9 protein-coding genes, 5 tRNA genes, 3 rRNA genes and 1 other RNA gene are annotated in these 14,384 nt (G+C 51.3%); 16 read left to right on the forward strand and 2 right to left on the reverse strand.

Translation table 11 applies throughout. From position 1 onward, the window contains the following. Window positions 1-128 precede the first annotated feature (128 nt). From KGP17_RS01375 to birA, 6 genes are all read left to right on the forward strand, one after another. Window positions 129-1,669 (forward strand): 16S ribosomal RNA (locus tag KGP17_RS01375). A gap of 145 nt (window positions 1,670-1,814) precedes the next feature. Further along, window positions 1,815-1,890: transfer RNA gene (locus tag KGP17_RS01380), tRNA-Glu, on the forward strand. 242 nt (window positions 1,891-2,132) lie between these two features. Continuing rightward, a 23S ribosomal RNA gene (locus KGP17_RS01385) occupies window positions 2,133-5,040 on the forward strand. Between the two features lie 104 nt (window positions 5,041-5,144). Continuing rightward, window positions 5,145-5,260 (forward strand): 5S ribosomal RNA (gene rrf / locus KGP17_RS01390). The 16S, 23S and 5S rRNA genes sit together here with 1 tRNA gene alongside, the layout of an rRNA operon. Window positions 5,261-5,901: 641 nt before the next feature. Continuing rightward, a complete protein-coding gene (gene murB / locus KGP17_RS01395) occupies window positions 5,902-6,939 on the forward strand; it encodes a UDP-N-acetylmuramate dehydrogenase (protein ID WP_094983248.1) in 1,038 nt (345 codons plus the stop codon). Then, window positions 6,936-7,898, forward strand: a complete 963-nt coding sequence (birA, locus tag KGP17_RS01400) for a bifunctional biotin--[acetyl-CoA-carboxylase] ligase/biotin operon repressor BirA (RefSeq protein WP_223498733.1) — start codon at window positions 6,936-6,938, stop codon at window positions 7,896-7,898. Before murB ends, birA begins: the two co-directional genes overlap by 4 nt. Window positions 7,899-7,939: 41 nt before the next feature. On the opposite strand, the gene coaA is transcribed toward birA, so the two are convergent. After that, window positions 7,940-8,890 carry a type I pantothenate kinase gene (gene coaA, locus KGP17_RS01405; protein ID WP_021808140.1) on the reverse strand — a complete coding sequence of 317 codons (951 nt, stop codon included), beginning with the start codon at window positions 8,888-8,890 and terminating at the stop codon, window positions 7,940-7,942. A 220-nt stretch (window positions 8,891-9,110) separates the two neighbouring features. After that, complete coding sequence (locus KGP17_RS01410; RefSeq protein WP_021182235.1) at window positions 9,111-9,659, reverse strand: N-acetyltransferase; 549 nt, start codon at window positions 9,657-9,659, stop codon at window positions 9,111-9,113. A gap of 393 nt (window positions 9,660-10,052) precedes the next feature. Here KGP17_RS01410 and KGP17_RS01415 point away from each other — a divergent pair. The 10 genes from KGP17_RS01415 to rplA all read left to right on the forward strand — a co-directional run bounded on the left by KGP17_RS01415 (window position 10,053) and on the right by rplA (window position 14,380). Continuing rightward, window positions 10,053-10,128 (forward strand) — tRNA-Thr (locus KGP17_RS01415). Between the two features lie 38 nt (window positions 10,129-10,166). Beyond that, a tRNA-Tyr gene (locus KGP17_RS01420) sits at window positions 10,167-10,251 on the forward strand. A gap of 44 nt (window positions 10,252-10,295) precedes the next feature. Continuing rightward, window positions 10,296-10,406, forward strand: a non-coding RNA gene (locus KGP17_RS01425) — RtT sRNA. Between the two features lie 40 nt (window positions 10,407-10,446). Further along, window positions 10,447-10,521 (forward strand) — tRNA-Gly (locus KGP17_RS01430). A gap of 6 nt (window positions 10,522-10,527) precedes the next feature. Next, window positions 10,528-10,603, forward strand: a tRNA-Thr gene (locus KGP17_RS01435). 111 nt (window positions 10,604-10,714) lie between these two features. Beyond that, window positions 10,715-11,899: an elongation factor Tu gene (gene tuf / locus KGP17_RS01440; protein ID WP_046808053.1), complete on the forward strand. Its 1,185-nt coding sequence runs from the start codon at window positions 10,715-10,717 to the stop codon at window positions 11,897-11,899. 256 nt (window positions 11,900-12,155) lie between these two features. Beyond that, window positions 12,156-12,539, forward strand: a complete 384-nt coding sequence (gene secE, locus KGP17_RS01445; RefSeq protein WP_021182153.1) for a preprotein translocase subunit SecE — start codon at window positions 12,156-12,158, stop codon at window positions 12,537-12,539. A 1-nt stretch (window position 12,540) separates the two neighbouring features. Beyond that, on the forward strand, window positions 12,541-13,086 hold the full coding sequence (gene nusG / locus KGP17_RS01450) for a transcription termination/antitermination protein NusG (RefSeq protein WP_021182154.1): 546 nt from the start codon (window positions 12,541-12,543) through the stop codon (window positions 13,084-13,086). A 157-nt stretch (window positions 13,087-13,243) separates the two neighbouring features. Further along, window positions 13,244-13,672, forward strand: coding sequence for a 50S ribosomal protein L11 (rplK, locus tag KGP17_RS01455; protein WP_021182155.1), 429 nt, complete (start codon window positions 13,244-13,246; stop codon window positions 13,670-13,672). Window positions 13,673-13,675: 3 nt separating this feature from the next. After that, the gene (gene rplA / locus KGP17_RS01460) at window positions 13,676-14,380 is read left to right on the forward strand and encodes a 50S ribosomal protein L1 (RefSeq protein WP_021182156.1); all 705 of its coding nucleotides are present in this window, start codon (window positions 13,676-13,678) and stop codon (window positions 14,378-14,380) included. Window positions 14,381-14,384 lie beyond the last annotated feature (4 nt).

A 14,384-nucleotide genomic window follows, 5' to 3' on the forward strand; every position in this document is an offset into this window, starting at 1 on the left:
ATCCAGCTACTTCGGTAGCAAAAAAATATCAAGTCTTGAAGAGTGACCAAGCAGTCATTCATGCGAATGAATGATTACGAAAGTTAATTTTCGAGCATCGCTGCACGAGTTGCAGCAAATCAAGCTTTTAATTGAAGAGTTTGATCATGGCTCAGATTGAACGCTGGCGGCAGGCCTAACACATGCAAGTCGAGCGGTAGCACAGGGAGCTTGCTCCTGGGTGACGAGCGGCGGACGGGTGAGTAATGTCTGGGAAACTGCCCGATGGAGGGGGATAACTACTGGAAACGGTAGCTAATACCGCATAACGTCTTCGGACCAAAGTGGGGGACCTTCGGGCCTCACACCATCGGATGTGCCCAGATGGGATTAGCTAGTAGGTGAGGTAATGGCTCACCTAGGCGACGATCCCTAGCTGGTCTGAGAGGATGACCAGCCACACTGGAACTGAGACACGGTCCAGACTCCTACGGGAGGCAGCAGTGGGGAATATTGCACAATGGGCGCAAGCCTGATGCAGCCATGCCGCGTGTGTGAAGAAGGCCTTCGGGTTGTAAAGCACTTTCAGCGAGGAGGAAGGGTTCAGTGTTAATAGCACTGTTCATTGACGTTACTCGCAGAAGAAGCACCGGCTAACTCCGTGCCAGCAGCCGCGGTAATACGGAGGGTGCAAGCGTTAATCGGAATTACTGGGCGTAAAGCGCACGCAGGCGGTTTGTTAAGTCAGATGTGAAATCCCCGAGCTTAACTTGGGAACTGCATTTGAAACTGGCAAGCTAGAGTCTTGTAGAGGGGGGTAGAATTCCAGGTGTAGCGGTGAAATGCGTAGAGATCTGGAGGAATACCGGTGGCGAAGGCGGCCCCCTGGACAAAGACTGACGCTCAGGTGCGAAAGCGTGGGGAGCAAACAGGATTAGATACCCTGGTAGTCCACGCTGTAAACGATGTCGACTTGGAGGTTGTGCCCTTGAGGCGTGGCTTCCGGAGCTAACGCGTTAAGTCGACCGCCTGGGGAGTACGGCCGCAAGGTTAAAACTCAAATGAATTGACGGGGGCCCGCACAAGCGGTGGAGCATGTGGTTTAATTCGATGCAACGCGAAGAACCTTACCTACTCTTGACATCCACAGAACTTTCCAGAGATGGATTGGTGCCTTCGGGAACTGTGAGACAGGTGCTGCATGGCTGTCGTCAGCTCGTGTTGTGAAATGTTGGGTTAAGTCCCGCAACGAGCGCAACCCTTATCCTTTGTTGCCAGCGCGTCATGGCGGGAACTCAAAGGAGACTGCCGGTGATAAACCGGAGGAAGGTGGGGATGACGTCAAGTCATCATGGCCCTTACGAGTAGGGCTACACACGTGCTACAATGGCATATACAAAGAGAAGCGAACTCGCGAGAGCAAGCGGACCTCATAAAGTATGTCGTAGTCCGGATCGGAGTCTGCAACTCGACTCCGTGAAGTCGGAATCGCTAGTAATCGTAGATCAGAATGCTACGGTGAATACGTTCCCGGGCCTTGTACACACCGCCCGTCACACCATGGGAGTGGGTTGCAAAAGAAGTAGGTAGCTTAACCTTCGGGAGGGCGCTTACCACTTTGTGATTCATGACTGGGGTGAAGTCGTAACAAGGTAACCGTAGGGGAACCTGCGGTTGGATCACCTCCTTACCTAAAGATATGCAGTTGCGTGCAGTGTCCACACAGATTGTCTGATGAAAAGTAATGAGCAAAGCGCTACCTGTTGATGTAATGAGTCTTCTGGACTCATGCTGATACGAGAAACGGTTAAACCCTGGGTTTAATCGGATTTTGTGTCCCCATCGTCTAGAGGCCTAGGACACTGCCCTTTCACGGCTGTAACAGGGGTTCGAATCCCCTTGGGGACGCCATCCGATAATGAGTGAAAGACATTATCACCGGTCATTCGTGACTGATTATCTTAAAGATGACTCTTGCGAGTCGTGTTTAAGATATTGCTCTTTAACAATCTGGAACAAGCTGAAAATTGAAACATGACAGCTGAAACTTATCCCTCCGTAGAACTATTGGGGTAAGGATTAACCTGTCATAGAGTCTCTCAAATAAACAGCACGACAGTGTCTCTGTTTACAGAAACACCTTCGGGTTGTGAGGTTAAGTGACTAAGCGTACACGGTGGATGCCTAGGCAGTCAGAGGCGATGAAGGGCGTGCTAATCTGCGAAAAGTGTCGGTAAGGTGATATGAACCGTTATAACCGGCAATACCCGAATGGGGAAACCCAGTGTGTTTCGACACACTATCGTATGGTGAATACATAGCCATACGAGGCGAACCGGGGGAACTGAAACATCTAAGTACCCCGAGGAAAAGAAATCAACCGAGATTCCCCTAGTAGCGGCGAGCGAACGGGGAACAGCCCAGAACCTGAATCAGTTCTTGTGTTAGTGGAAGCGTCTGGAAAGTCGCGCAGCAAAGGGTGATAGCCCCGTACACTAAAATGCATTAACTGTGAGTTCGATGAGTAGGGCGGGACACGTGACATCCTGTCTGAATATGGGGGGACCATCCTCCAAGGCTAAATACTCCTGACTGACCGATAGTGAACCAGTACCGTGAGGGAAAGGCGAAAAGAACCCCGGCGAGGGGAGTGAAATAGAACCTGAAACCGTGTACGTACAAGCAGTGGGAGCACCTTCGTGGTGTGACTGCGTACCTTTTGTATAATGGGTCAGCGACTTATATTTTGTAGCAAGGTTAACCGTATAGGGGAGCCGTAGGGAAACCGAGTCTTAACTGGGCGAATAGTTGCAAGGTATAGACCCGAAACCCGGTGATCTAGCCATGGGCAGGTTGAAGGTTGGGTAACACTAACTGGAGGACCGAACCGACTAATGTTGAAAAATTAGCGGATGACTTGTGGCTGGGGGTGAAAGGCCAATCAAACCGGGAGATAGCTGGTTCTCCCCGAAAGCTATTTAGGTAGCGCCTCGTGAACTCATCTTCGGGGGTAGAGCACTGTTTCGGCTAGGGGGCCATCCCGGCTTACCAAACCGATGCAAACTCCGAATACCGAAGAATGTTATCACGGGAGACACACGGCGGGTGCTAACGTCCGTCGTGAAGAGGGAAACAACCCAGACCGCCAGCTAAGGTCCCAAAGTCATGGTTAAGTGGGAAACGATGTGGGAAGGCATAGACAGCCAGGATGTTGGCTTAGAAGCAGCCATCATTTAAAGAAAGCGTAATAGCTCACTGGTCGAGTCGGCCTGCGCGGAAGATGTAACGGGGCTAAACCATGCACCGAAGCTGCGGCAGCGACGCTTAGGCGTTGTTGGGTAGGGGAGCGTTCTGTAAGCCGTTGAAGGTGAACTGTGAGGTTTGCTGGAGGTATCAGAAGTGCGAATGCTGACATAAGTAACGATAAAGCGGGTGAAAAACCCGCTCGCCGGAAGACCAAGGGTTCCTGTCCAACGTTAATCGGGGCAGGGTGAGTCGACCCCTAAGGCGAGGCCGAAAGGCGTAGTCGATGGGAAACAGGTTAATATTCCTGTACTCGGTGTTACTGCGAAGGGGGGACGGAGAAGGCTAGGCTAGCCGGGCGACGGTTGTCCCGGTTTAAGCGTGTAGGGGGAGTGACCTGGTAAATCCGGTTACTTACTAACCCTGAGGCGTGATGACGATGCACTACGGTGCAGAAGTAGTTGATGCCCTGCTTCCAGGAAAAGCCTCTAAGCATCAGGTAACATCAAATCGTACCCCAAACCGACACAGGTGGTCAGGTAGAGAATACCAAGGCGCTTGAGAGAACTCGGGTGAAGGAACTAGGCAAAATGGTGCCGTAACTTCGGGAGAAGGCACGCTGGCGCGTAGGTGAAGAGACTTGCTCTCGGAGCTGAAGCCAGTCGCAGATACCAGCTGGCTGCAACTGTTTAATAAAAACACAGCACTGTGCAAACACGAAAGTGGACGTATACGGTGTGACGCCTGCCCGGTGCTGGAAGGTTAATTGATGGGGTCAGCCGCAAGGCGAAGCTCTTGATCGAAGCCCCAGTAAACGGCGGCCGTAACTATAACGGTCCTAAGGTAGCGAAATTCCTTGTCGGGTAAGTTCCGACCTGCACGAATGGCGTAATGATGGCCAGGCTGTCTCCACCCGAGACTCAGTGAAATTGAACTCGCTGTGAAGATGCAGTGTACCCGCGGCAAGACGGAAAGACCCCGTGAACCTTTACTATAGCTTGACACTGAACATTGAGCCTTGATGTGTAGGATAGGTGGGAGGCTTTGAAGTGTGGACGCCAGTCTGCATGGAGCCAACCTTGAAATACCACCCTTTAATGTTTGATGTTCTAACTCGGCCCCGTAATCCGGGGTGAGGACAGTGTCTGGTGGGTAGTTTGACTGGGGCGGTCTCCTCCCAAAGAGTAACGGAGGAGCACGAAGGTTAGCTAATCACGGTCGGACATCGTGAGGTTAGTGCAAAGGCATAAGCTAGCTTGACTGCGAGAGTGACGGCTCGAGCAGGTACGAAAGTAGGTCTTAGTGATCCGGTGGTTCTGAATGGAAGGGCCATCGCTCAACGGATAAAAGGTACTCCGGGGATAACAGGCTGATACCGCCCAAGAGTTCATATCGACGGCGGTGTTTGGCACCTCGATGTCGGCTCATCACATCCTGGGGCTGAAGTAGGTCCCAAGGGTATGGCTGTTCGCCATTTAAAGTGGTACGCGAGCTGGGTTTAGAACGTCGTGAGACAGTTCGGTCCCTATCTGCCGTGGGCGTTGGAAGATTGAGAGGGGTTGCTCCTAGTACGAGAGGACCGGAGTGAACGCACCACTGGTGTTCGGGTTGTCATGCCAATGGCACTGCCCGGTAGCTAAGTGCGGAAAAGATAAGCGCTGAAAGCATCTAAGCGCGAAACTTGCCTCGAGATGAGTCTTCCCTGGGCCTTTAAGGTCCCTGAAGGAACGTTTAAGACTAAGACGTTGATAGGCTGGGTGTGTAAGTGCAGCGATGCATTGAGCTAACCAGTACTAATGATCCGTGAGGCTTAACCTTACAACACCGAAGGTGTTTTAGAGTAGACGACAATTTTCAGCGACGTTCCGAGATTGGTTTCAATGGCGACACGAGAGTGAAGCGGTTGGAATGAAACGAATTTGCCTGGCGGCAATAGCGCGGTGGTCCCACCTGACCCCATGCCGAACTCAGAAGTGAAACGCCGTAGCGCCGATGGTAGTGTGGGGTCTCCCCATGCGAGAGTAGGACACTGCCAGGCATCAATTAAGCCAAGAGGCCATCCGCAAGGATGGCCTTTTTGCTATGGGTCGGAAACAGAAATGCCCCTCACCCCAGCCCTCTCCCAGAGTACCAGACGAGAACATCCTGAACACCGTGCGCGGGGAGAGGGAGCTGTCCGGCGTCGTGGATGAGTGAGTGCGGCTACGGCAAGTCGGAACCTTTGATGAACCCATGCCGTTTCGGCAGTGATGAGTAATCAGAAAGATAAGAAGTTCAGAGGAATACCAGCGGACTCGATCGGTTCCCTCTCCCTGTGGGAGAGGGCTAGGGTGAGGGGATGGTATCACTCGGCTATCCCGAATTATCTCCGCATAGGTAAACGATTAAATATAACCGAGTTCCCACCTGGAAATATTCATGAAATTTTTAGTTCCAAACCCGCCAGGCTAATTCATACATATCATTAATGCTGATAGATTTTATATAACTCAGACTTGTGCTTGAATCAAGATAATAGAATTTTCATATTATCATGATTTAAAAGGATATTTTTAATATCCCATGAAGTCAGAGGTTATTAGCTCACAAGAAATTACCAGTGAATAAAAACAAATAATAGCCATGCGCGGTGGATCGAGTAGACTAGATGATAATTTGTTCCGTCAGAGTATTTAAATCATGTCTACTGAAAGCGCGTCTTTAAAAAATCACAATACTTTTGCGCTCCCGGTCAACGCAGCGCATTTAGTCATTGCCGAAGAAATTGAAATGATGATTAAAGCCTGGCAGCAAGCGCAAAAGCGCCAACAGCCACTGCTGGTACTCGGTGAAGGGAGCAACGTCCTGTTCCTGGAGGATTTTGCCGGTACGGTCATGATTAACCAGTTAAAAGGTATCACGGTCAGGGAAGAGCAGGACGCCTGGCATTTGCATGTCAGCGCCGGAGAGAATTGGCACCATCTGGTTAGCCAGATGCTCGAACGTGGCATCCCCGGGCTGGAGAATCTGGCATTGATCCCGGGTTTGGTCGGTTCGGCCCCTATCCAGAATATCGGGGCGTACGGCATCGAGCTCAAACAGGTCTGTGAGTATGTCGACCTGCTGAACCTGACTACGGGTGAAATCGATCGTATGGATCCTGAACGCTGCCAGTTTGGTTACCGGGAAAGCGTTTTTAAGCATGAGCTTAAGCAAGGATTCGTGATTGTGGGCGTTGGTTTACGGCTTAGCAAACAGTGGAATCCGTTGCTGAACTACGGCGACCTTGCCAAGCTGGATCCCAAGACGGTAACGCCGCAGCAGGTATTTGACGCGGTATGCGCCATGCGGCGCAGCAAGCTGCCAGACCCACGTATTAGTGGCAATGCAGGCAGCTTCTTTAAAAACCCACTGGTGAGCGGGGAAGCCGCTAAAGCATTATTAGCCCAATATCCTGCAATGCCACATTATCCGCAGCCGGACGGGCAAGAAAAACTGGCTGCCGGTTGGCTGATCGATCAGTGTTCACTCAAGGGGCATCAGATCGGTGGCGCAGCGGTGCACCGTCAGCAGGCCTTGGTATTGGTAAATGCCGATAATGCCAGCAGCCAGGATGTGGTGGCACTGGCCAGGCATGTGCGCAATACGGTCGCGCAGAAATTCGATGTCTGGTTAGAACCAGAGGTACGTTTTATCGGGGCCACTGGTGAGCTGGATGCCGTAGAGGTCATTTCATGAGAGATACCACAGTACCACTGAAGATCATCTCCCTACTGGCGGACGGCGAGTTCCACTCTGGCGAACATTTGGGTGAGTCATTGGGAATGAGCCGCGCAGCGATTAACAAGCATATTCAGACTATCCGGGAGTGGGGCTTGGATGTGTTCACGGTTCCGGGGAAAGGCTATAGCCTACCTGCGGCGATCAACTTGCTGGATGCTGAGCGTATACTTGGCTTACTGGAAGACAAGCGGGTCACGGTATTGCCCGTGGTTGATTCAACCAACCAGTATCTGTTGGACAGGCTTGCAGAACTGACATCCGGTGATGCCTGTATAGCCGAGTATCAGCAGGCAGGGCGTGGGCGACGTGGTCGGCAGTGGGTTTCGCCTTTCGGGGCCAACCTATATTTATCCATGTTCTGGCGTCTTGAACAAGGGCCAGCGGCCGCGATGGGGTTGAGCCTGGTTATTGGCATCGTGATGGCAGAAGTGTTGCAGCATCTCGGTGCAGAACAGGTCCGTGTGAAGTGGCCCAATGATTTATACCTTAACGATCGCAAGTTGGCCGGTATTTTGGTTGAGCTGACCGGTAAAACCGGGGATGCAGCCCAGTTGGTGCTCGGAGCGGGTATCAACATGGCGATGCGTGAAACCAACGCCAGTCAGATTGATCAGCGCTGGATCAACCTGCAGGAAGCCGGGAACACTATCGATCGAAATGAATTGGCCGCCAAATTGCTTAATGAACTACGAAATTCATTACGGCAATTTGAAATAGATGGGCTAGCACCTTTTATTTCACGTTGGCGTCAATTAGATAATTTTATCGATCGTCCAGTTAAACTATTAATTGGTGAACAACAGATTTTCGGTATTGCCCGCGGTATTGATCAGCAGGGTGCATTGCTGCTTGAACAGGAAGGAGTCATTAAACCCTTTATTGGTGGTGAAATATCTTTGCGGAGTGCTGAATAAGCTAAAATAAGAGAGGCCATTGGCCTCTCTTACGCTATCGATTATTTCCGCAACCGTACACTTTCCACAGCGTGATTGGCACTCTTAGTCATGATTAAGCTGGCTCTCTCGCGAGTCGGTAAGATATTCTGCTGTAAATTCAATCCATTAATCTCATTCCACAGCTGGGTGGCGATATTTATCGCCTCCGTTTCCGGCAACTGAGCATAGCTATGGAAATAGGAGTCTGGGTTAGAGAACGCACCCTGACGGAACTTCAGGAAGCGGTTGATATACCAGCTTTGCAATAGATCGCCAGGGGCATCAACATAGATTGAGAAATCAACAAAGTCGGAAACAAATACCCGGTGAGGATCGTGTGGATAGTCCATACCGCTTTGCAAAACATTCAATCCTTCCAGGATCAGAATATCAGGCTGTTCGATAACTTTATTGCCTTCAGGTACGACGTCATAGATCAGGTGAGAGTAAACCGGGGCAGTAACACGTTTGGCACCGGATTTAACTTCTGAAACGAATTTCACCAGGCTATGCATGTCGTAGGATTGCGGGAACCCTTTTTTCTTCATCAGGCCGCGCTCGTTCAGCACCTTGTTCGGGTGCAGAAAGCCGTCTGTGGTGATCAGCTCGACGCTACGATGTTCCGGCCAGCGGCTCAACAACGCCTGCAACAAACGCGCCGTGGTACTTTTACCCACGGCTACGCTGCCAGCAATGCCGATCACATAAGGAATGCGTTGGCCATCTGTACCAAGGAATTGCTCCAGAACTGCCTGGCGACGCAGGTTTGAACTGATATAGAAGTTCAGCAACCGTGAGAGCGGCAAGTAGATCTGCGCGACTTCCTCCAGGGAGAGATCTTCGTTAATCCCTTTGAGTTTAACAATCTCTTCTTCCGACAGCGTCAGCGGCACCGAATCCCGTAACGCGGCCCACTGGCTGCGATCGAACTGAAGGTAAGGCGTCGCTAAAGATTGATCTCTTTTTATCATAAGCCAAATTCTGCCTGTTAACGCAGGTTGGGAAAGGCGCTGGACGCCAACTCCAGATAATAATCAAACTGCATATTATAGACAGCGGGCTTTTAGGCGTAGACTTTTTTCGCAAATGTGGTCGATTAGCGGCAGTTTTTACCAATAGTGCGAACAGGCACGCAATTGAGAAAGGGCCTGTTGCAAGGCGGTATCACTGGGCAATGATACCGTTTTCAGGTCAGCTGGCGGCGGCGCGGGAGGGTTGCTGAACGGCAAACAGCCGCTTGTAGTAAATCGCTGTAGGGTGGTAATACCCGTCGGGAGCCGCGGCGTAATCGGGTATCTCCCCGAGGCAACGATAGCCCAACGAGCGATACAGCCCTTCGGCTGCAGAACCGGCCTGGGTGTCCAGATAAAGCAGCCCACGGCGGATCTCAAGCGCCATTTTTTCCAGCGTTTTCATCAACGCCTGTCCAACGCCATTGCGACGGGCGCGGCTGTGCACCAGCAGTTTTTGTACTTCGGCCCGGTTGCGGCCGTTAGGCTTTTGACACAGGGCGAGTTGGACGGTGCCAATGACGCCGCTTTCGTCTCTGGCAATCCACAATAGCAACTCTCCTTTGGCCAACGCTGGGCGCAGGCTATGGAAGTAGCTCTCAGCATCCTCGTGGGGAATTTGCGTGTCGTAACCTACTGAAGCCCCGTGAGTGACCGCATCGGTGAGCAACTGCGCCAGCTCGGCGCGGTATATGGGAAGCGTTGCCGCATTGATCAGGACAATTTTCATCGGTCATTCCTCCTGGCTATTAGGGATAATGATGATAAGCAATAAGCGCGCCAACGCGGCTAACCTGTGGGGGAGCCGCCAACCCAGGGACGAAAGCGGTATATCAGCACCATCAGAGAGCACCGTCCTCTTTGTGGTGCACCATCCCGATCGCGGCTTTAAACCGATAGACTATCTTTGATTGAGCGATATGCAAAAGTGCAGGGAAAGCATCAGCAGGGTAGGTCTAAAATAGTTTAGATTAATGCCCATATTTGATGAAATTTTGCGCCTCAACGGTGAAAAACTGCGAGCCGGATGCAGAAATCGGCTGATTTATGAGCGATAGGGCTTAGATCGCAATTTTTTTGTTGCATAGCCCGTCAGCTCTACCTAGAATGCGCTGCACTTGATGCCGGCTTAGCTCAGTAGGTAGAGCAACTGACTTGTAATCAGTAGGTCACCAGTTCGATTCCGGTAGCCGGCACCATTCAAGTATGAAGTGGTCAGTAAAAGTAGTTAAAATCTGGTGGGGTTCCCGAGCGGCCAAAGGGAGCAGACTGTAAATCTGCCGTCACAGACTTCGAAGGTTCGAATCCTTCCCCCACCACCATATTAGACCCGAGGCACTGGGTCACACCGAGCGGTAATGCTGAATCAAGCGCCGAGTGGGGAAGGTGAAAACCTTCAAACAGTTCGCGCCGCGTAACGGAAGTTGCTGGCACGAAGGGTGAAGAGTTAAGCGACGAACAATCCTTCTCTCCACCTTTAAAGTCTACAGAAAAGTCAGGTAGCCGAGTTCCAGGATGCGGGCATCGTATAATGGCTATTACCTCAGCCTTCCAAGCTGATGATGTGGGTTCGATTCCCACTGCCCGCTCCAAGATGTGCTGATATAGCTCAGTTGGTAGAGCGCACCCTTGGTAAGGGTGAGGTCGGCAGTTCGAATCTGCCTATCAGCACCACTTCTTAATTTCTCGCCCCCTGATTTTCTTTCTGTTTCCTGAATTCAACAAGCAAATGCTTGGTTGATGTGGTGATACCACCGATTTATCCGTGTCTTAGAGGGACAATCGATGTCTAAAGAAAAATTTGAACGTTCAAAACCGCACGTTAACGTCGGTACTATCGGCCACGTTGACCACGGCAAAACTACCCTGACTGCTGCAATCACTACCGTTCTGGCTAAAACCTACGGTGGTTCTGCACGTGCTTTCGACCAGATCGATAACGCGCCAGAAGAAAAAGCTCGTGGTATCACCATCAACACTTCTCACGTTGAATATGACACCCCGACTCGTCACTACGCGCACGTTGACTGCCCAGGGCACGCCGACTACGTGAAAAACATGATCACCGGTGCTGCTCAGATGGACGGCGCTATCCTGGTTGTCGCTGCGACTGACGGCCCTATGCCTCAGACTCGTGAGCACATCCTGCTGGGTCGTCAGGTTGGCGTTCCTTACATCATCGTATTCATGAACAAATGCGACATGGTTGATGATGAAGAGCTGCTGGAACTGGTAGAAATGGAAGTTCGTGAACTTCTGTCTGCTTATGACTTCCCTGGTGATGACCTGCCGGTTGTTCGTGGTTCAGCGCTGAAAGCACTGGAAGGCGAAGCTGAGTGGGAAGCTAAAATCATCGAGCTGGCCGGTCACCTGGATTCTTACATCCCAGAACCAGAGCGTGCTATCGACCAGCCGTTCCTGCTGCCAATCGAAGACGTCTTCTCCATCTCCGGTCGTGGTACCGTAGTTACCGGTCGTGTTGAGCGCGGTATCGTTAAAGTTGGCGAAGAAGTTGAAATCGTTGGTATCAAAGACACCGTTAAGTCTACCTGTACCGGCGTTGAAATGTTCCGCAAACTGCTGGACGAAGGCCGTGCTGGTGAGAACGTTGGTGTTCTGCTGCGTGGTATCAAGCGTGAAGACATCGAACGTGGTCAGGTACTGGCTAAACCAGGTTCCATCAAACCACACACTCAGTTCGATTCAGAAGTGTATATCCTGAGCAAAGAAGAAGGTGGTCGTCATACTCCATTCTTCAAAGGCTACCGTCCACAGTTCTACTTCCGTACCACTGACGTGACCGGTACCATCGAACTGCCAGAAGGCGTAGAGATGGTAATGCCAGGCGATAACGTGAACATGGTTGTTACCCTGATCCACCCAATCGCTATGGACCAAGGCTTGCGTTTCGCAATCCGTGAAGGCGGCCGTACCGTTGGCGCTGGTGTTGTTGCCAAAGTTATCGCTTAATCGCGGATAATATTTGACGCGACATGCGATAAAAGGGCATCATTTGATGCCCTTTTTCTACGCTGTGAACTAGAACCTATCTCATCAGCGATTTTGCAGTCATAATCATTGGTGAGATGGGCTCTTAAACGGTATTGACTGGAATACGTCATGGCGTAAAACACCGGGATGCTGCCAAGCGGCATCTGTTCGGTTTGGTTTGCCTCGCATTGCGAGGCAAAGTTGTTTGTTCGAATCATTAGTGACAGGTTGGTTTATGAGTGCGAATACCGAGGCTCAAGGGAGCGGGCGCGGCCTTGAAGCGGCCAAGTGGTCAATCGTCGCCGTTCTGTTGGTTGTGGCTATCGTCGGTAACTATTACTACCGTGATTTCAGCCTGCCGCTGCGTGCGTTGGCCGTTGTCGTGGTTATTGCCGTTGCTGGCGCAGTGGCATTGATGACCACTAAAGGCAAAGCCACCGTTGCGTTTGCGCGCGAAGCGCGTACTGAAGTACGTAAAGTGATCTGGCCAACTCGTCAGGAAACGTTACACACCACGTTGATCGTTGCCGCGGTAACCGCCGTGATGTCACTGATTCTGTGGGGCCTGGATGGTATATTGGTCCGTCTGGTATCGTTTATTACTGGCCTGAGGTTCTAAAATGTCTGAAGCCCCAAAAAAACGCTGGTACGTCGTTCAGGCGTTTTCCGGTTTTGAAGGTCGCGTAGCGCAATCGCTGCGTGAACATATCAAACTGCACGATATGGAAGAGCTGTTCGGCGAAGTCATGGTTCCCACCGAAGAAGTGGTGGAGATCCGTGGTGGTCTGCGTCGTAAGAGTGAGCGTAAATTCTTCCCTGGCTATGTACTGGTTCAGATGGTGATGAATGACGCCAGCTGGCACTTGGTGCGCAGTGTTCCTCGTGTTATGGGCTTCATCGGTGGAACTTCCGATCGTCCTGCACCGATCAGCGATAAAGAAGTGGACGCGATTATGAACCGCCTGCAGCAGGCTGGTGATAAGCCACGTCCGAAAACGATGTTCGAGCCGGGTGAACTGGTGCGCGTCAACGATGGTCCATTTGCTGACTTTAACGGCGTCGTTGAAGAAGTGGACTACGAGAAGAGCCGCCTGAAAGTGTCTGTCTCCATCTTTGGCCGTGCAACGCCGGTGGAACTGGACTTTAGCCAGGTAGAAAAAGGCTGATCAAATAATCAGCAAGGCGAGCGGATTTGTGGCTTGTCAGAGGCGCGAAATTGAACTATAATTTCGCGCCTTTTGTTTTTAGATGTCTTGCTCTTGCAGCGAGATAAAACACGGGGAGCCTCTCAGGAGGCGATATTACCCAAACGAGGAAATTTCAATGGCCAAGAAAGTACAAGCCTACGTTAAGCTGCAAGTTGCAGCCGGTATGGCTAACCCAAGTCCACCAGTTGGTCCAGCTCTGGGTCAGCAAGGTGTTAACATCATGGAATTCTGTAAGGCATTCAACGCTAAAACTGACAGCGTTGAGAAAGGCCTGCCGATCCCGGTTGTTATTACAGTTTATTCTGATCGCTCCTTCACTTTCGTTACCAAAACCCCGCCAGCAGCAGTTCTGCTGAAGAAAGCGGCTGGTATTAAATCTGGTTCCGGCAAGCCGAACAAAGATAAAGTTGGCAAAGTGACTAGTGCACAGGTTCGTGAAATCGCAGAAACCAAAGCTGCGGACATGACTGGTTCTGACGTTGCAGCGATGATTCGCTCCATCGAAGGTACTGCTCGTTCCATGGGCCTGGTAGTGGAGGATTAAGAAATGGCTAAGCTGACCAAGCGCATGCGCGTGATCCGTGACAAAGTTGATGCTACTAAACAGTATGACATCCTCGAAGCTGTTGCTCTGCTGAAAGAGCTGGCCACCGCTAAATTCGTAGAAAGCGTTGACGTTGCCGTTAACCTCGGCATCGACGCTCGTAAATCAGACCAAAACGTACGTGGTGCTACCGTTCTGCCACACGGCACCGGTCGCAGCGTTCGCGTTGCCGTATTTGCCCAGGGCCCTAACGCTGAAGCTGCTAAAGCTGCAGGCGCAGAGCTGGTAGGTATGGAAGATCTGGCTGACCTGATCAAGAAAGGCGAGATGAACTTCGACGTGGTTATTGCTTCCCCGGATGCAATGCGCGTTGTAGGTCAACTGGGCCAGGTTCTGGGTCCACGTGGTCTGATGCCTAACCCGAAAGTGGGTACCGTTACTCCTAACGTTGCAGAAGCTGTGAAGAACGCTAAAGCAGGTCAGGTTCGTTATCGTAACGACAAAAACGGTATCATCCATACCACTATCGGTAAGGTTGATTTCGACACAGACAAGCTGAAGGAAAACCTGGAGTCTCTGCTGGTTGCGCTGAAAAAAGCCAAACCATCTCAGGCAAAAGGCATGTACATCAAGAAAGTTAGCCTCTCCACCACCATGGGTGCTGGCGTTGCTATCGATCAAAGCGGTCTGAGTGCTGTAGCGAACTAATCAC

Origin of the sequence: Serratia sp. JSRIV001 (assembly GCF_019968745.1) — a bacterium.
Lineage (GTDB): Bacteria > Pseudomonadota > Gammaproteobacteria > Enterobacterales > Enterobacteriaceae > Chania > Chania fonticola_B.